The organism is Catenulispora sp. GAS73 (genome assembly GCF_041262085.1).
In the GTDB taxonomy this organism is placed as follows: Bacteria; Actinomycetota; Actinomycetes; order Streptomycetales; family Catenulisporaceae; genus Catenulispora.
In genome coordinates, this window is record NZ_JBGCCM010000001.1 from 531,332 (window position 1) to 548,200 (window position 16,869).

Here is a 16,869-nt window from a genome sequence, read left to right on the forward strand (position 1 = left end):
TCCTCTATCGCGGTGCTGATACGGGGTGACTGGTGGTTCGGACGGTCGGGGGCTCCACTCGGAACCGGTCAGCGTCCGGTGTCCGGTCGGCGGTGCAGCGGGTACAGCCGCCGTCGAGGTGCGCCTCGACGAGCGGGCCGAAGGAGCGCAGAACTGAGGCGGCGAGGTTCGCCGCGGCGTCGAGCAGGCCGCAGGCGCCCCGGCGGCGCAGGCTCTGCGACCACCGGCCGAGCCGGGCCAGGTCGTCGGGCACCGCGGTACCGGCGGCCACGGAGGCCATCGTGCGCGCCAACGCCGTCGTCCCCGAGACGCACACACCGCACTGGCGGCTGCTCTCCCCGGCGAGCCAGACCAAGCCGTCGGCGGCGAGCGCCACCGGGCATTCGCCGCGAGCCAGGAAATGCACGGCGCCACAGCCGAGCGCCGAGCCGACCGCGTCCAGGGCCGCCGGTTCGAGCGCGGTGACCAGGCGGCGGGGGTCGAGGATCCCGCCGAACAGGCCGCCCATGAGGACGCCGGGCGTGTCGAGGCGGTCCGCCCGGTAGGCCAGTGCCTGCACCGACGTGCCGACGGGGGCCTCGACCAGTTCGGGTTCCAGGCCCCGGCCGGAGACCGTCAGCAGCAGCGAATCAGGGATCTGCGGGTGGGCGGCCAGCAGCGCGATCCGGGCCAGGGTCTCGACGTTCGCGACGAGCGTCGGCGCGCCGTCGACTCCGGCCTCGAAGGGCCGCGGCGGTTTCGCGGTCGGCAGCGCGGGCCCGCCGTTGATCCGGCGGACCACGGCCGTCTCCTCGCCCGCGACGTAGGTGTGCTCGGGCCGCACGATCCGTGCGGGCACGACGGGTTCCCGCTCGGCCAGCGCGCGGCTCATGCTGTCGGCGGCTTCGTCGTCGGCCACGTAGAGGTAGCAGCACGCGGCGCGCGTCATGTCGACGGCGCGCAGCATGCCGTCCAGGACCAGGTGCGGCCGGGCCCGCATCAACCAGCGGTCCTTGGCCGATCCCGGCTCTCCTTCGGCGCCGTTGGCGACGACCACCGGCACCGAGCCGGAGGCCCGCACGGCGCGCACCTTGGCCGCCGCGGGGAAACCGGCACCGCCGCGCCCGCGCAGTCCCGCGGCCTTGACGCGGTTGAACAACACGTCGGGCGACAGATCGCGGTATCCGCCGGCCCGCCAATAGTCGTCGCGGGTCTCTCTTCGCTCAGGGTTCTTGCCGAGCAGCGGAGCCGGGCCTGTCATCAGGGAATGGATCTGGGTCATCTGCGTGCCCTCCTTTCTCCGGTTCGCTCGAATCAGCCCGCGAGTCCTCGCAGGACCCGTACTGCCTCGGCCAAGGCCGTCCGCTGGGCCGCGGCCCGGCGGTAGGCCGGGCCGGGCAGGCCGATGAGCATCGTGTGATGGTCGAGGACCACCTCGGCGGCGAGCAGCGCGGGAGCGGCGTCGGCCGGCCCGCCGGCGCTCTGGGCGGCCTCGGCGGCCGCGCGTACCAGGGCTGTGACCTCCTGCAGGTAGCGCTGCCACGATCGCTGACCGCCGTGGACGAGCAGATCGCCGATCCTGCGGCGCTCCGCGGCGACGGTGAACAGCCGGGCCCGATCCGCCGGCGGCGCGTCGGATCTCAGGCCCCGCATCCGCAGCGCCGCGACGGCCTCGGGCAACTCGCGCTCGGGTTCGGCGGTGAGTCCGAGCCACACGGGTCGGCGGCGTTGGAACAGTCCTGACACCTTCCACCTCCGGGGTCGATGCGGTGGCCGGGAGCGTAACTGACTAATTGATTAGTTAGCAACTCTTGACACGGTGGCAACTTCGGTGGAACCTGACTGACCAATTGGTCAGCTACCCCTGAAGGAGGGACCTGTGCCGATCACGGAACCGCTACCGACGACCGCTGCGGCCGGACCGCAGCCGGCCGCCCCGCGCCCAGCCGAACCGCACCCGGCCGAACCACCCCCGCCGCCGGCCCTGGCCGCGCACTACTACACCGACCCGGCGCTGGCCGAGGCCGAGCTGAACGCGGTCTTCGCCAAGAGCTGGCAGCTGGTCTGCCACGAATCCGATCTGCCGAACCCCGGCTCCCGGCTGACCGCCTGGGCCGCCGGCCGCGAGGTGCTGGTGGTCCGGACCGACGAGGGCGGCCTGAACGCGTTCCTCAACGTGTGCCGGCACCGCGGCACCCGGCTGGTCGACGGCCCCGAGCCGGAGCCGAAGACGGCCGCGGCGATCCGCTGCCCCTACCACGGCTGGACCTACAAGCTCGACGGCTCGCTGGTCGGCGCGCCGGAGGGCCGCCAGATCCCGTGCCTGGACAAGCCGAAGCTCGGGCTGTTCACCGTCGCCGTGGAGTCCTTCCTGGGCTTCGTGTTCGTCAACATCGACGGTACGGCCGCACCGCTGGCCCAGACCTGCGCGAAGCTGGCCGAGCAGGTGGGCCGGTACGCCGGGGGCGACCTGGTGCCGGTCGGCCGGGACCGGATCCACGATCTGGACGCGGCCGAGGTCCAGGGCGCCAACTGGAAGGTCGCCGTCGACAACTACCTGGAGGGCTACCACGTACCGGTGGCCCACCCCGGGCTGATGCGGCTGCTCGACTACCAGAACTACCGCATCACCGAGGAGGCCGAGGACTACGTCCTGTTCCAGACCCCGCTGCGGGACAAGCCGTCGTCCAACTGGCGCGAACGCCTCTATCAGAGGCTGACCTCGACGATGCCGGGACTGCGGGAGGAAGACCGCAGGATGTGGCGCTACGCCGTCATCTACCCGAACACGCTGCTCGACTTCTACCCCGACCACGTGCTCGCCTGGACCGCCGTCCCCGCGGGCCAGGACCGGGTCGCGGTCCCCGGCGGCTTCTACACCCGCCGCGGCTCCAGCGGCCGGACCCGCCTGGCGCGCCGGCTCAACATCGCCATCGGCTGGATCACCAGCGACGAGGACGCCGAACTGCTGCGCCGGGTCCAGCACGGCGTCCGCACCCCCGGCTTCGAACCGGGGCCGCTGTCGCGTCGCGAAGCCGGAGTCGGGTGGTTCGCCGATAGGATCCGAGCCGATCTGGGATCGTCCGAAGGGAGCGGTGAGCGGCGATGAGCGCGGAGGCCAGGACCGAGCAGACACGCGCGGCGATCCTGCGGGCGGCGTGCGAGGTCATCGCCGAGACCGGGTTCGAGAAGGTCAGGATGCGGATGGTGGCCGAGCGGGCCGGCGTGTCCACCGCCGCGCTCCACTATCACTTCGCCACCCGCGAGAAGCTCTTCCTGGAAGCACTCCGCTACTCCTACGACACCACGGGCTCTGAGAACGCCGCGAGCGTGCCGCCGTCCGAGGCGCCGCACTCCTGGCGCCTGGCCCGGGCCATCGACGACTGCCTGCCCGGGGACACCGAACTGCGCCGCGACTTCCTGCTCTGGCAGGAACTGCACCTGCGCGCCGTCCGTGACCCCGACTCGCGCTCCGTCGCCCGGGACCTGTACGCGAACCTGCGGGACTGGATCGCCGGGATCGTCCGCGACGGCCAGGGCGCCGGCGAGTTCGAAGCCTGCGACGTCGGGCGGCTGGCCGACCTGATCATCGCGCTCACCGACGGCTACGGTGCGCGGATCCTGCTCGGAGCCTCGGCGATGACGATGGATGACGCGCGCGACCAGATCTGGGCGGTCGTCGCCCCGCAGCTCGGGCTGCGCACACCGGTTCCGGCAGCCGGGTCCCGGGCCGCCGCCGGGTAGGGCCCGGCCCGGCGAAGGCCGGGGCCGGCACCCGGTGCACCCACCGAACCCACTGCATCTACCGCACTCCCCCACGACCGCGCCGCGCCACCGCGGCGGTGCAGAGCCCGCGTCGCAGCCACCGGCGCGCGGTGAAAAACAGGTCCGCGTACCGCTTCGGGCCGGTCACCCCTCCCTCATAGCGCTCGACCCCGCCGCCGGCGGTTCCGGGTACCGCCTTGCCCCGAACCGGGTCGCGGCGCCGGTCCCTCCCCATCCACGACGAAAGGACAAGCCATGTCCCGCCAGTCTTCCGAGGAGTCCTTCGAGCTGTCCCGCCGATCGCTGCTGCGTGCCGGGACGGCCGGCGCCGTCGCGCTGACCGCGGCCGGATGCGGATTCACCGGGTCGGGCGCCGCCGCCGGATCCGGCGGGCCGGCCGGCTCGGCCGCGACGTCCGCCGAGCCGCCCATCGAGGCCAAGGTCGACGGAGACCTGGTCTACTTCAACTGGGCCGACTACGTCGACCCGTCGGTCTTCGACGGGTTCCAGAAGGAGTACGGCGTCAAAGTCGTCCAGTCCAACTTCGACTCGATGGAGTCGATGGGCGCCAAGCTGGCCGCCGGGAACAAGTACGACGTCGTCTTCCCCTCGGCCAAGTGGACCCAGCGCCTGGCCGCGGCCGGGAAGCTGCACCGCATCGACCACTCCGCGCTGAAGAACGCCCCGTCGATCTTCGACCACTACGACTACTTCCAGAACCCGTGGTACGACGACGCGTCGGCGCACAGCGTCCCGTTCACCATGTACAAGACGGGGATCGGCTGGCGCAAGGACAAGCTCGGGGAGCTGACCGGCTCCTGGCAGGACCTGTGGTCGCCGGCGGCCGGCGGCGAGGTCTTCCTGCTGGACGACGAGGACGAGGCCCTCGGCATGGCGGCGCTCAAGCTGGGCCTGCCGATCAACACCGCCGACTCCGGCGACCTGGCGAGGATCGACGCGGAGCTGAAGAGCCTGCGCCCGCACCTGCGCGGATTCTCCAGCGACGACTACAACAACCTGCTCAACGGCAACGCCCTGATGACCCAGGCCTGGAGCGGCGACATGGTCTCCGTGCTCAACCAGGCGAAAGACGCCTCGATCTACGGATTCCAGACCGCCAAGGAGGGCTCCGCGGTGAACACCGACTGCTACGTGATCCCTTCCAACGCCGAGCACCCCGGCACGGCGATGCTCTTCATCGACTACATGCTCCGGCCGGAGAACGTCGTCAAGAACATCGACTACATCGGCTACCCGATGCCGGTGAACGGCACCGAGGACGCCTACGCGAAGCTCGTCGCGCAGCTCCCCCAGTGCGTCATCAAGGCCGAGGACCTGGTGACCGACCGCATGTTCCAGAACGGCACGGCGGCCCAGGAGCACGCCCGGGACGCCGTGTGGACCGACGTGAAGGCGGGCTGACCGTGCACAGGACCGCATCCGAACCGACGGCAGGCCGGTCCGGCCCGACCAGCCCGACCGGCCCACCAAAACCGACCGGCCCGACCGGCCCGATCCGCTTCCGGCGCCCGAGACCGCGGACACTGCGGACCCCGCGACAGCCGGCGTCGGCCGACACCCGCGTCTGGAACCGTCTGGCCCTTCCCGGAACGCTGTGGATGTCGGTGTTCTTCATCTCCTCCCTGCTGCTCGTCGCGGCGCTGTCGTTCGGGACCACCGACGACCTGGGGAACCCGCGGTTCGGCAGCACGCTGGACAACATCCGGCGGCTGGCGGCACCGGCCTACCGGACGGTGATGTTCCGCTCGCTGGAGTACGCCGCCCTGACGTCGGTGTTGTGCCTGCTGATCGCCTATCCGGTCGCCTACGCGATCGCGCTGCACGCCGGGCGGTTCAAGAACGCGCTGATCGCCGCGATCGTCGTGCCCTTCTTCGCCAACTACCTCGTCCGGATGTACGGCTGGTCGGTGGTGCTGTCCGACGACGGCCCGGTGCTGCGCCTCCTGCGCGCGATCGGGCTCGCGGACTCGCACACGAAGATCCTCAACACCGGGCCGGGCGTCATCGCCGGCCTGGTCTACGGGTTCGTGGTGTTCATGATCATCCCGTTGTACGCGGCGCTGGAACGGCTGGACACGGCGCTGATCGAGGCGGGGCGCGACCTGTACGGCGGTCCGCTGCGCACCTTCCTGTTCGTCACGGTCCCCGCGACCCGCCAGGGCGCGGTGGCCGGGATGGTGCTGGTCTTCCTGCCGGCCATGGGCGACTTCGTGTCCGCGCAGTTCCTGGGCGGCCCGAACCAACTCATGATCGGCAACCTGATCCAGGACAAGTTCTTCGAGGGCCAGGACTGGCCGCTGGGCTCGGCGCTGACGATGCTGCTGATGGCCGTGCTCCTGGTCGGCATGTTCGGCTACCTGCGGCGCGCCCGCAAGGACGAGGCGGAGGCGAGCCGATGACCACTGTCGATCCCCAGAGGCGGCCGGGGCTGCCCGGGCTACCCGGACCGGACGCGCCGCGGCGACGGCGGCTGGCCCGGCTGCCCCGCCTGCGACGGCGCGGCGTCGAGGCCAGGCCTCGCTTCGCCTTCGTGGTCACCGTGCTGTTCTTCGTCCTGCTCTACCTGCCCATCGGCATGGTCGTGCTGTTCTCCTTCAACTCCCAGAAGTCGCTGACCGTCTTCAAGCACTTCAGCACCCGGTGGTACTCGGCCTTCTTCCACGACCACGTCCTGCTGTCCTCGCTGGGCATGAGCCTGAAGATCTCCCTGGTGGCGATGATCGGCTCGGTGCTTCTCGGCGTGGCGCTGGCGCTGGGCCTGGTACGGGCCCGCGGCCGGCTCGGCTCCTACTCCGGCCTGATCATGCTGGTCCCGCTCATCACCCCGGAGATCGTCACCGGTGTGGCGTCGCTGATGCTCTACAAGGGCCTCGGCGTCACGCTGTCCACCGGCACGGTGATGATCTCCGAGATCACCTTCTCCATCTCCTACGTGACGGTGATCCTGCGCTCACGGGTGGCCGCGCTCAATCCGGAGGTCGAAGAGGCCGCCATGGACCTGGGCGCGACGCGGTGGCAGGCCGTGCGCCTGGTGACGCTGCCGGCGCTGCTGCCGGCCATCCTGGCCAGCGCCGTGCTGATCTTCGCCCTGGTCTTCGACGACTTCGTCCTGGCCTACTTCACCACCGGTGTGGACCCGCAGCCGCTGGCGGTCCGCATCTACTCCGCCATCCGCTTCGGCGTCGAGCCGACCATCAACGCCGTCGGCACCCTGATGCTGGCCGGCTCCATCACCCTGATCGCCGCGGCCCTGTCCATCCCGCGCCTGTTCGGCCGCTCCGGCGGCCTCGACCTCCTGTCCGGGGACTGATACCGATGACCACCACCTCTTCTCCAACCTCGCCGGCGGCTCCCGCCACGCCCGACACACCCGCGGTGCGGCTGGACCGGATCACCAAGACGTTCGGCCAGGACGCCGCAGCCGTCGCCGACCTGAGCCTGGACATCGCCCCCGGCGAGTTCTTCTCGCTGCTCGGGCCGTCCGGCTGCGGCAAGACCACGACGCTGCGGATGATCGGCGGCTTCGCCGATCCCACGGCCGGGACGATCCTGCTCTCCGGCCAGGACGTGACCCGCCTGCCGCCGAACAAGCGGAACGTGAACACCGTCTTCCAGAGCTACGCGCTGTTCGACCACCTCTCGGTGGCCGACAACGTCGCCTTCGGCCTCAAGCGGGCCGGCGTGCCCCGGGAGCAGACCCGACGCCGGGTCGCCGAGATGCTGGAGCTGGTGCAGCTGCCGGCCTTCGCCAACCGCAAGCCGCGCACCCTGTCCGGCGGCCAGCGCCAGCGCGTCGCGCTGGCCCGCGCCCTGGTCAACCGGCCGGCCGTGCTGCTGCTGGACGAGCCGCTGGCGGCCCTGGACCTGAAGCTGCGGCGGCAGATGCAGATCGAGCTCAAGCAGATCCAGCGCGAGGTCGGCATCACCTTCGTGTTCGTCACCCACGACCAGGACGAGGCGCTGACCATGTCCGACCGGGTGGCCGTGATGAACGCCGGGCGCGTGGAGCACTGCGGCACGCCGGAGGACGTGTACGAGCGCCCGGAGACGAAGTTCGTCGCGTCCTTCATGGGGACGTCGAACCTGATGACCGGCGTCTACCGGTCCGGTGCCGTCCAGATCGGCGGCGGCCCGGCGATCACCGTGGGGGCGTGTCCGCAGATCGCCGACGGCGCCGAGGTCAGCGTCTCGATCCGGCCGGAGAAGATCTGGCTCTCGGACTTCGAGCCGGACATGCCTCGGGCCCGCGGGGTCATCAAGGACACCGTGTACTCGGGCCCGACCACGACCTATCTGATCGAGCTGGCACCCGGAGTCACCGTCGCCGCGCTGGAGCAGAACACCGCGCGGTCCCGGAACGAGGACCGCTGGGTGGGCGGCGAGTCGGTCGAGATCGCCTGGAAGACCGAACACTGTCTGGTCCTGGTCTGATGCCGGCCTGCGAGGAGTATTCATGCACCACTACGACGTGATCGTCCTGGGCGCCGGCCTGGCGGGCCTGTCCGCCGCGCGGGACCTGGCCGCCGGCGGCGCGGACGTCCTGGTCCTGGAGGCCCGGGACCGGGTCGGCGGGCGGGTCGAGCAGGCGGTCCTGGAGGACGGCCGGATCCTGCAGCTCGGCGGCGAGGTGGTCGGCCGCGCGCACACCGCCTATCTGGGCCTCGTCGCCGAACTCGGCCTGACCCTGATCCCCAGCTACGTCGCCGAGCCGGGCGTCATCGTCCGCGCCACGCCGGAAGGCGTCTCGGCCGGGGATCCGCCGCACTGGTTCGGTCCGGGAGACGAGGACTGCCAGCGGCGGGTGACGAAGGAGTTCGTGGACCTCGCCCAGACCGTCGACCCGGACGACCCGTGGTCGCACCCGGACGCCGCCGCGCTGGACGCGACGTCGGTCGGGCAGTGGCTGCGCTCGGTGGGGGCGACGCCGCAGGTCGTGCGGCTGTGGGAGATCGGGCAGCTCAGCCTGGCCAGCGGGTCGGTGGAGCGGACGTCGCTGCTCGGCGCGCTGCGCAAGAACGCGGCAGTACCGAGCGCCGGGCATTACGACTACGAGGACTGGGAGGGCCTGCGGGTCGCCGAGGGCTCGGCGACGGTCGCCCTGGCGATGACGGTCGAGCTGGGGCACCGGGTGCGGACCGGGGCCGCGGTGGCGGCCGTGGACGTGCGGTCTGCCTCTGCGTCTGCGTCTGGGTCTGGGTCTGCGTCGTCCGGGCCGGGGCGCTGCATGGTTCGCCTCGTGAGCGGAGAGACGCTGACCGCTGACGCGGTGGTCAGCGCGCTGCCGGTGGGACCGTTGCGGTCCGTCGCCGTGACCGGGGTGTCGGACGAGCGCCTGACCTCGCTGCACGCGCAGCGGCAGGCCTGTGCCGCGAAGCTGGCCCTGGCCTACGATCGGCCGTTCTGGCGCACGCAAGGGATGAACGGCTTGTCAGAGTGCGAGGACGTCCTGGGCAGCACCTGGCCGCAGGGATTCGGACTGCTCTCGGCGCTGATTCCGCCTGAGCGCTACGGCGTGGTGCTGGGGATGCCTCCGCAGGCGCGCATGCGGGAGCTGATATCCGACGTCGCGCGGCTCTTCGGGGCAGAGGCCGAGCGGCCGATCACCGCCTACCTGCGGATGTGGGGAACCGACCCGTGGACACAGGGATACGTGACGCAGTGGGCTCCGGGAGACGTGATGCGGGTCGGACCCCTGCACGGTACGCATGAGCCGCCGTTCTACGTGTGCGGATCGGACCAGTGGGTCGCCGGATACATGGAGGGCGCGGTACGGACCGGCCGCGCGACGGCCGGCGAGGTGCTGCGGCATGGCTGAGTTCCCTGATGTCCTCAATGTCGTCGGCGGCCGCGAATCCGCGGCGGCTTCCGGCGCGCGCCTGGACCTCGTCGATCCGTCGACCGGCCGCGTCGCCGGCCGTTCAGCTCTGTCCGGCGCCGACGACGTCTACGCGGCGTGTGCCGCGGCGGCCGCGGCGTTCGATTCCTGGTCGGTGACCACTCCGGCGGAACGCCAACGGGCACTGCTGCGCATCGCCGACGACGTCGAGGCGCGGGCCGGGGCGTTCGCCGACGCGGAGGTCCGGGAGACCGGCAAACCCCGGGCCCTGTTCCTGCGGGACGAGTTCCCGGCGATCGTCGACGTGCTGCGCTTCTTCGCCGGGGCGGCCCGGACCCTCCCGGGCATGGCCGCGGCCGAGTACGCCGAGGGCCGGACGTCGATGCTGCGGCGCGAGCCGGTCGGCGTGTGCGCGCAGATCACGCCGTGGAACTACCCGCTGATGATGGCCGTGTGGAAACTCGCGCCGGCGGTGGCCGCGGGCAACACCACGGTCCTGAAACCCGCCGACACCACACCCTCGACGACAGCGCTGCTCGCCCGCGTCGCCGCGGAGCACCTGCCGCCGGGCGTCGTCAACGTCGTATGCGGCGACCGCGAGACCGGTCGCGCGCTGGCGGCGCACCCCGCAGTCCGCCTGGTGGCCGTGACCGGAAGCGTCCGCGCCGGCCGCCAGATCGCGGCCGCGTGCGCCGCCGACCTCAAGCGCGTCCATCTGGAACTCGGCGGCAACGCCCCGGTCGTCGTCCACGACGACGTGGACGTGGAGACGACAGCCGCCGCCCTGGCCGCCGTCGCGTTCTACAACGCGGGGCAGGACTGCACCGCCGCGACCCGGCTGCTGGTCGACCGCTCGATCCACGACGCGTTCGTGGCCGCGTTCACGGAGCGGGTCAGGGCGCTGCGCACCGGCCCGTCTCCCGACGCGGATTTCGGCCCCCTCAACAGCGCCGCGCAGCTGACAGCGGTACGCGGCGCCCTGGAACGGCTGCCGCCGCACGCTGCGATCGCGGTGGGCGGCCACGCGCTCGACGGCCCCGGCTGGTACCACGAGCCGACAGTGGTCGTGCACGCAGCGCAGGACGACGAGATCGTCCAGGAGGAGACCTTCGGCCCAGTGGTCACGGTGCAGTCGTTCGCCACCGAGGCCGAAGCGATGGCCCTGGCCAACGGCGTCCGCCACGGACTCGCCGCGAGCGTCTGGACGCGCGACCACGACCGCGCGATGCGTGCGGTGCGCGGCTTCCGATCCGGCATCGCCTGGGCCAACACGCACGGCACGACCGTGTCCGAGATGCCGCACGGCGGAGTCAAGCACTCCGGCTACGGCAGCGATCTCGCCATGGCCGGGTTGCTGGACTACACGCAGGTCAAGCACGTCATGATCTGATGCGGTCGGGTGCGGTCGGGCATGTTGTGGTTTGTTTATGGATTTTAAGAGCTTTTTACGGCTTCGCGCGGGTTTAAGAAGGATCCGCTGGGTGGCGCAGTTCGGTAGTGTGCCTGGTCTCGCGTTGGCGGCTGGCTGTTGTCCGTGTGCACGACCGCGCGCGGGTCCGAGTCACTGCGCACGCGTTGCGTAGGCGACAATCGTGGGGCGTGGTGGGCACCTGAGAGTCAAGAGCAGGCGCCTCCGGCGGGGGCACTCCAGACTCTGAGGGATCCGGGACAACCCCGCCTGTGTTGTGGACGGGATCCACTGGGTGGCCACAGGCGGCGGTGAGGTGTCGTGTCCGAGGTGCGGGAACCCTTCCCACAGGCGGGGTTGTCCCGGGTTCCCCGTCGCGTCGGCGGGCGTAGCCAAGCTGACCGGACAGCCGGTGTCAAGCCGAACGAAGCCGCACCACAGCAGCGTGTGATCCGGCTTGATACCGGCTGGCCGGTCTGCTTCCGTGAGGCGACGACGCGACGGGGAACCCGGGACAAGGCGACCACAAGCAGCGTCCGCCGGCAGACAGCGCGACCCCCCTCCCCGGAGCGAGTGCCGCTCGCCGCGCAGGCGCCGCCGGAGGCCCTGCCCTTGACTTTCAGGCACCCACCAAACGCGGCCGCCACCCGCCAGACCAAACGCGTGCGCAGTGACCCGGACCCGCGCGCGGTCGTGCACACGAACAACCGCCGGCCGCCAGCGCAACCCACTTCGCACCACCGAACTGCGCCACTCAGCAGATCCTTCTTAAACCCGTGCGAAGCCGTAAAAAGCTCCTAAAACCCACCAACAAACCGCACCCACCACACCCCAGCCACCACCCCCACCCGACACCAGCACCAGCACCAGCACCAGCACCAGCACCCACACCACACCCACAGCACGAGCACCACATTTCGCACCTCAGCCGTAGCCGCCCCCTCAACCGTCGGCAGCCTTCACTGCCTCGGCGATCGGCTCCAGCCCCGCGATCAGCTCGTCGAGCTCGTCCGCGCTGAGCACGTCATACGCGGGCGCCGCCAGCTCGTCGGTGAGGGCCTCGATCCGCTCCCTACTCGCCCGGCCGGCGTCGGTGAACCCGCCGACCGCGTCCACCAGGCCGCGCCCGCGCAGCCCGTCGACGACGGCCGCCAGCCGCGCCTCGGGCAGGTGGTGCAGCCGCCCGAACTCCTCGGCCCTCATCCCGAGGGAAAGCGCCAGCAGGACATGGGCCTCGGTGCCGCCGATGCCGTGGGCCAGGAGAGCAGCGTTGTGACCGTCCCCGCGATGCTCGCGCAGCAGCGTCGCGGCGTGCCAGAGCCTGGCCACCGGCTCCTCGGGCACGGCGAGCGCCCGGAGCCCGGCGTACAGCGCCCGGCCCTCGGTCGGCGCGCTGACCGCCGCCCGGGTGGCGAGGTCGGCGATCCGCGCCAGCCCGGGGGCATCAGCGAGTTGTCCGATCCACTGCCGCAGCGCGGCGGCGCTGCCCCGCTCGCGCACGGCGATCGCCTCCTGCGGGGTGGTCTTCCCCCAGACCCAGGGGATGTGGCGGGCCACCTCGCCCTCGGCGAAGTTGTAGAAGACCGCGTGCACCACCTCGGCCGGTGCCGACCCCAGCGGCGCCGCCCGGCCCGCGAAGTATCCGTCCCAGTAGTTGCGCATGCCCAGGGCCAGGAACCCCTCGTTCGGCACCTCGGAGAAGGTGACGGCGCCGATCGGCTCGATGAGCTCGGACATACGGTGGACCTTGACCTGTGGGTGCGGCATGTGTCGTCATCTCCCGGAGTGGTGACGGCGCCCTCGTGGGCGGCCTCTCACCAGAGCTACGAACGACACGGCCCGGATCCGACACCCCGATTCAACGACGAAAGCTCGGTTCCGACCGCGGTGGTTCTCAGCCCATCCCGGTCGGGCCGCAGGTCTGAGCCGCGTGGAGCGGCACGGCCAGGGCCAGCACGACGGTGCCGGCGACCGTGGCGAGCCACACGGCGTACAACGCGACGGGCCGCACTCGGCGACGTGACAGCGCCCAGGCGATCCACGCCGCCGACGATCCGGCGGCCAGCGCCACCACCAGGCACAGCGGCACGACGCTTCCCGCGAGTGGATGCGCGGGGAGATTCGCCGTGCAGTAGTCGTTGTCGTTCGACAGCCAGGTGAGCAGCACCGTGCACGGGGCCATGAGCGCGGACATCACCCAAGCTGCGGAGACCAGGAGTGCGTACCCTGTCCCGCGCCGGCCTCGCAGAGCGCCGACCAGCGCGGCGCACATCAGCGCGAGCGGCACGGGCATGCATACCGCTGCCGCGCCGACACCGTGGACGACCTGTGGATCATCGGCCCAGTAGAAGAGACTGAACGACGTGCACACCGAGGTCAGGACCACCAGCACGGCCAGCGCATGCGCGGGGACGCGGGCGCGGGACGCGCCGGGGAAGGCGGCGGGCCAGAGGACGTGCCGAAGCCGAAGCCGGCCGACCCCACCTGGACGCCCGACCGCATCTGGACGCCCGCCCGCACCTGAACGCCCGCCCACCCCTCGGCGCCATGAACTCATCAGCTGCACCCCAGCGCCTCAGCCGAGAACCGCCAGCCGGCCGGGCGAGGTCATCATCATCGGGCTCCGATACTCCATGGACACGGTGGCGCCGTCGGCGACGTCGACCGTCACCCCTGCCTCGCAGCAGCGGGCCTTGGTGATGTACTTGAAGTACACCTTCACCTCGTGCCGACCGGGCGCGACCGAGATGGTGCGGTCTCCCCAAGAGCCGGTTTGCGGCGTGCCGTCGATTTCGACGGTGAGCTTGGTCAGGTAAAGCAGCCACGCCATCGGGCTGTGCCGCCCATTGACTCGGATGGTGGCTCGTTCTGCCATCTTGACTCCATATGGATCAACGTCGGGATTGTGGAGCACTGAGTTTCGCCTCTCCGACGCTGCTCCACATCGGCGAAACCACGTAAGCGACCACGCAATCTCCCGGTAGCCGTGCCGCCGCCCCCGCTCACAAATCCAGAACCAGCCGCTCGGTCCTCGCCCGCGAAACACAGATCATCATCGTGTCGCCCGCCGCGCGTTCCGCAGCGGTGAGCACGGAGTCGCGGTGGTCCGGAACGCCGTCCAGGACGTCGGTCTCGCACGTCCCGCAGGTGCCCTCGGTGCAGGAGTAGAGGACCGGCACGCCGGCTGCGCGCACGACGTCCAGGATCGACGCATCCGCCGGGACGCCGAGAGTCCGGCCGGTGCGGGACAGCTCGATCTCGAAGCGCCGTTCACCGCCGACAGCGGCGTCCGCCTTCGGCTCAAAACGTTCGACGTGCGGTTCGGGCCACCCGGCGGCCCGGCAATATGCCTCGACCGCGTCGAGCAGGCCGCCCGGCCCGCAGCAGTAGATCCTGGTCCCCGGCCTGGGTGCGCCGAGGTGGGAGGCGAGATCGAGCAGGCCGTGCCGGTCTTGCGGGCGAAGCACGACCCGGTCGCCGTAGCGGGCCAGTTCGTCGACGAACGCCATCGAGGACCGGCTCCGTCCCCCGTACAAGAGCGACCACTGCGCGCCGGCGGCCTCGGCCGCGGCCAGCATCGGAAGGATCGGGGTGATGCCGATGCCGCCCGCGACGAACCAGTAGCGATCGGCCGGCCGCAGCTCGAAGTGGTTGCGCGGCCCACGCGCCAAGACCCGGCTCCCGACCGACAGCCACGTGTGGACGTACTGCGATCCCCCGCGTCCCTCCGGCTCCCGCAGCACCGCGACGCGCCACGAGCCGGCGTCGGACGGGTCGCCACACAGCGAGTACTGACGCTCCAAACCGTTGCCGAGTACCAGATCCACGTGCGCACCGGGCAGCCAGGACGGCAGCGCCGAACCGTCCGCACGCCGCAGCGTCAGGGAGACGACGCCCTCGGCCTCGTCTCGGCGCCCGGCGACGACGAGCGCCTGCGCCTGGTCGGGTCCCGGTCCCCGGCCCACGCTCACCGCGCAGCCAGCTGCGCGAGGATCCGGCGCGCCGCCAGACCGCCGGCGTCGATACCGATGCTGAGCTCCTGGTAGCCGGCCGGCTCGGAGTCGAGCGCCTTCTGCAGGATGTTCAGCGCGACGACGTCCTGCATCACCACCTGGTGGTTGAAATCGCGGAGGAACTCGGTGACCTCGGAGTCGTCGGTGGCGAAGTCCCGCGAGACGGCCCAGAAGTCGTAGACCCCGCCGGCCGCCGAGGGAGTGATCGCGTAGGTGATCTCGGTGCGGAACACCGGGCTCTGCTCGCCGGCCGGCGTGATGCGGCTGTGCAGGAGGTACAGGCAGGGCGCGAAGTACTCGATGTCCTGCAGGCGCGTGATGCGGCCCTGGATCCCGGTCGACTTCGCGTAGAACGGCGGACACGCCGCGTCCATCATGTGCCGGGCCACGCGCACGACCCCGGCCTGCTCGTCGGCGTCGGTGGTGATCGGCGTCTCGGCGACCTCCGGGGTGCCGATGTAGCCGCCGTGCAGGTAGGTCTCGTGCGAGAGGTCGAGGAGGTTGTCGACGAGCAGGCCGTAGTCGCAGTCGACGGGCTCCATCCCCGAGACGGTGACGAACTCCGGGTCGGTCATGTGCGGGGCCCGCGGAATCAGCTTCTCGTCGGCGAGTTCGGGATCGCCGATCCACACCCACACGAACGAGTCCAGCTCCGCCACCGGATACGACGCGACGCGCGCCGTTCGCGGTATGCGCTGCTGACCCGGGACGGAGACGCAGGTCCCGGACGTGTCGTAGGTGAAACCGTGATAGCCGCAGACGACCGTGTCCCCGTCCAGACGGCTCTCGGACAGCGGGAAGCGGCGATGGACGCAGCGGTCTGCGAGCGCGACGGCGCGGCCGTCCTGGGCGGTGCGGTAGAACACGATCGGTTCGCCCAGGATGGTCCGCGCCAGGAAGGAACGGCCGACTTCGCTGCCGTAGGCGGCGACGTACCACTGGTTGCGGGCGAAAGCTGTGGCCATGGGAGGACTCCAGAGGAGAGAAGCGCGGTGTCGCGTCGAGCGTCGCAACGCCCGCATCCGGCGACAACACGACTTCCGTCAGGCGGAAGCCCCGGTCGGCGGCTGCCAGCCCAGGGCGCGCGAGATGCCCGCGCCGGCCACGCGCAGCGCCGGGATCAGCGCGTTCGGCCGCGCGCCGGCGGCGTGGACGACCACGGAGACGGAGGCGACGACGTCGCCGTGCGGACCGCGAACCGGCGCGGCCACCGACAACGCGTCGTCAGTGATCTGGCGCTCGCTGACCGCGCAGCCGCGTTGCCGGACTTCGGCGAGCATCCGGCGCAGGCGCTGCGGATCGGTGACGGTGTGGTCGGTGAAGGATGCCAGCGGCCCGGCCAGGTATCCGTCCTGGAAACCGGCCGGGCTGTGCGCGAGCAGCACCAGGCCGACGCCGGTGGCGTGCAGCGGCCAGCGTGCCCCGACCTGCGTCTTCACGCCGACCGCCGAGCGTCCGGCGAGGCGCTCGACGTAGACCACCTCCGCGTCGTCCCGCACCGCGAGCTGGACGTTCTCGTGGGTGGCCTCGAACAGGTCCTCCAGGAACGGCATGGCGGCCTCCCGCAGCACCAGGCCGCGCGGGGCGAGCGCGGCGAGCTCCAGCAGCCGCAGCCCGATGCGGTAGACCCCGGACTCGTCCCGCTCCAGCGCACCCCAGGCGGTGAGCATCCCGACGAGGCGGTGCGCGGTGGGCAGCGTCAGACCGGCGCGGCGGCTGACGTCGGTCAGCGTCAGCGCCGGATGCGCGTGGTCGAACGCCGCCAGGACCGCCAGGAGCCGGTCGGCGGCCGTTCGCCCGCCGGGTTCGCTCATTTCTCCTTCCTACCGCACAGCCTTCGTTTCTCT

The 16,869-nt window shown here is 71.3% G+C and carries 16 protein-coding genes; 8 read left to right on the top strand and 8 right to left on the bottom strand.

The window, feature by feature from the left end; genetic code table 11:
* Positions 1-4: 4 nt before the first annotated feature.
* Positions 5-1,261, bottom strand: coding sequence for an NADH-ubiquinone oxidoreductase-F iron-sulfur binding region domain-containing protein (locus ABH935_RS02260; RefSeq protein ID WP_370376059.1), 1,257 nt, complete (start codon positions 1,259-1,261; stop codon positions 5-7).
* A 32-nt stretch (positions 1,262-1,293) separates the two neighbouring features.
* Positions 1,294-1,725: a hypothetical protein gene (locus ABH935_RS02265; protein ID WP_370376060.1), complete on the bottom strand. Its 432-nt coding sequence runs from the start codon at positions 1,723-1,725 to the stop codon at positions 1,294-1,296.
* 133 nt (positions 1,726-1,858) lie between these two features.
* Between ABH935_RS02265 and ABH935_RS02270 the strand changes: the two genes are divergently transcribed.
* The 8 genes from ABH935_RS02270 (at position 1,859) to ABH935_RS02305 (ending at position 10,991) form a co-directional block, all read left to right on the top strand.
* Entirely contained in the window at positions 1,859-3,088 is a 1,230-nt protein-coding gene (locus ABH935_RS02270; protein ID WP_370376061.1) for an aromatic ring-hydroxylating dioxygenase subunit alpha, read from the top strand.
* A complete protein-coding gene (locus tag ABH935_RS02275) occupies positions 3,085-3,723 on the top strand; it encodes a TetR/AcrR family transcriptional regulator (protein ID WP_370376062.1) in 639 nt (212 codons plus the stop codon). The genes ABH935_RS02270 and ABH935_RS02275 overlap by 4 nt, the downstream gene beginning before the upstream one ends.
* Positions 3,724-3,999: 276 nt before the next feature.
* A complete protein-coding gene (locus ABH935_RS02280) occupies positions 4,000-5,166 on the top strand; it encodes a spermidine/putrescine ABC transporter substrate-binding protein (protein ID WP_370376063.1) in 1,167 nt (388 codons plus the stop codon).
* Positions 5,167-5,363: 197 nt separating this feature from the next.
* Positions 5,364-6,164, top strand: a complete 801-nt coding sequence (locus tag ABH935_RS02285) for an ABC transporter permease (RefSeq protein WP_370376064.1) — start codon at positions 5,364-5,366, stop codon at positions 6,162-6,164.
* A complete protein-coding gene (locus tag ABH935_RS02290) occupies positions 6,161-7,075 on the top strand; it encodes an ABC transporter permease (protein WP_370376065.1) in 915 nt (304 codons plus the stop codon). Before ABH935_RS02285 ends, ABH935_RS02290 begins: the two co-directional genes overlap by 4 nt.
* A gap of 5 nt (positions 7,076-7,080) precedes the next feature.
* Positions 7,081-8,196 carry an ABC transporter ATP-binding protein gene (locus tag ABH935_RS02295; protein WP_370376066.1) on the top strand — a complete coding sequence of 372 codons (1,116 nt, stop codon included), beginning with the start codon at positions 7,081-7,083 and terminating at the stop codon, positions 8,194-8,196.
* Between the two features lie 22 nt (positions 8,197-8,218).
* On the top strand, positions 8,219-9,580 hold the full coding sequence (locus tag ABH935_RS02300) for a flavin monoamine oxidase family protein (protein WP_370376067.1): 1,362 nt from the start codon (positions 8,219-8,221) through the stop codon (positions 9,578-9,580).
* Positions 9,573-10,991: an aminobutyraldehyde dehydrogenase gene (locus ABH935_RS02305; protein ID WP_370376068.1), complete on the top strand. Its 1,419-nt coding sequence runs from the start codon at positions 9,573-9,575 to the stop codon at positions 10,989-10,991. The genes ABH935_RS02300 and ABH935_RS02305 overlap by 8 nt, the downstream gene beginning before the upstream one ends.
* A 960-nt stretch (positions 10,992-11,951) precedes the next feature.
* On the opposite strand, the gene ABH935_RS02310 is transcribed toward ABH935_RS02305, so the two are convergent.
* The 6 genes from ABH935_RS02310 to ABH935_RS02335 all read right to left on the bottom strand — a co-directional run bounded on the left by ABH935_RS02310 (position 11,952) and on the right by ABH935_RS02335 (position 16,836).
* Entirely contained in the window at positions 11,952-12,776 is an 825-nt protein-coding gene (locus ABH935_RS02310; protein ID WP_370376069.1) for a MarR family transcriptional regulator, read from the bottom strand.
* A gap of 127 nt (positions 12,777-12,903) precedes the next feature.
* On the bottom strand, positions 12,904-13,302 hold the full coding sequence (locus ABH935_RS02315; protein WP_370376070.1) for a hypothetical protein: 399 nt from the start codon (positions 13,300-13,302) through the stop codon (positions 12,904-12,906).
* 282 nt (positions 13,303-13,584) lie between these two features.
* On the bottom strand, positions 13,585-13,884 hold the full coding sequence (locus tag ABH935_RS02320; RefSeq protein WP_370376071.1) for a hypothetical protein: 300 nt from the start codon (positions 13,882-13,884) through the stop codon (positions 13,585-13,587).
* 127 nt (positions 13,885-14,011) lie between these two features.
* Positions 14,012-14,980 carry a 2Fe-2S iron-sulfur cluster-binding protein gene (locus tag ABH935_RS02325; protein ID WP_370376072.1) on the bottom strand — a complete coding sequence of 323 codons (969 nt, stop codon included), beginning with the start codon at positions 14,978-14,980 and terminating at the stop codon, positions 14,012-14,014.
* A complete protein-coding gene (locus ABH935_RS02330) occupies positions 14,977-15,987 on the bottom strand; it encodes a Rieske 2Fe-2S domain-containing protein (RefSeq protein ID WP_370376073.1) in 1,011 nt (336 codons plus the stop codon). The genes ABH935_RS02325 and ABH935_RS02330 overlap by 4 nt, the downstream gene beginning before the upstream one ends.
* Positions 15,988-16,065: 78 nt before the next feature.
* A complete protein-coding gene (locus tag ABH935_RS02335; RefSeq protein ID WP_370376074.1) occupies positions 16,066-16,836 on the bottom strand; it encodes an IclR family transcriptional regulator in 771 nt (256 codons plus the stop codon).
* Positions 16,837-16,869 lie beyond the last annotated feature (33 nt).

What these genes read in the sequence shown, in the direction of transcription:
- ABH935_RS02260 (WP_370376059.1), bottom strand. Translation starts at nt 1,261, where the DNA reads ATGACCCAGATCCATTCCCTGATGACAGGCCCGGCTCCGCTGCTCGGC.
- ABH935_RS02275 (WP_370376062.1), top strand. Translation starts at nt 3,085, where the DNA reads ATGAGCGCGGAGGCCAGGACCGAGCAGACACGCGCGGCGATCCTGCGG.
- ABH935_RS02280 (WP_370376063.1), top strand. Translation starts at nt 4,000, where the DNA reads ATGTCCCGCCAGTCTTCCGAGGAGTCCTTCGAGCTGTCCCGCCGATCG.
- ABH935_RS02285 (WP_370376064.1), top strand. Translation starts at nt 5,364, where the DNA reads ATGTCGGTGTTCTTCATCTCCTCCCTGCTGCTCGTCGCGGCGCTGTCG.
- ABH935_RS02290 (WP_370376065.1), top strand. Translation starts at nt 6,161, where the DNA reads ATGACCACTGTCGATCCCCAGAGGCGGCCGGGGCTGCCCGGGCTACCC.
- ABH935_RS02295 (WP_370376066.1), top strand. Translation starts at nt 7,081, where the DNA reads ATGACCACCACCTCTTCTCCAACCTCGCCGGCGGCTCCCGCCACGCCC.
- ABH935_RS02300 (WP_370376067.1), top strand. Translation starts at nt 8,219, where the DNA reads ATGCACCACTACGACGTGATCGTCCTGGGCGCCGGCCTGGCGGGCCTG.
- ABH935_RS02305 (WP_370376068.1), top strand. Translation starts at nt 9,573, where the DNA reads ATGGCTGAGTTCCCTGATGTCCTCAATGTCGTCGGCGGCCGCGAATCC.
- ABH935_RS02310 (WP_370376069.1), bottom strand. Translation starts at nt 12,776, where the DNA reads ATGCCGCACCCACAGGTCAAGGTCCACCGTATGTCCGAGCTCATCGAG.
- ABH935_RS02315 (WP_370376070.1), bottom strand. Translation starts at nt 13,302, where the DNA reads ATGCCCGTGCCGCTCGCGCTGATGTGCGCCGCGCTGGTCGGCGCTCTG.
- ABH935_RS02320 (WP_370376071.1), bottom strand. Translation starts at nt 13,884, where the DNA reads ATGGCAGAACGAGCCACCATCCGAGTCAATGGGCGGCACAGCCCGATG.
- ABH935_RS02330 (WP_370376073.1), bottom strand. Translation starts at nt 15,987, where the DNA reads ATGGCCACAGCTTTCGCCCGCAACCAGTGGTACGTCGCCGCCTACGGC.
- ABH935_RS02335 (WP_370376074.1), bottom strand. Translation starts at nt 16,836, where the DNA reads ATGAGCGAACCCGGCGGGCGAACGGCCGCCGACCGGCTCCTGGCGGTC.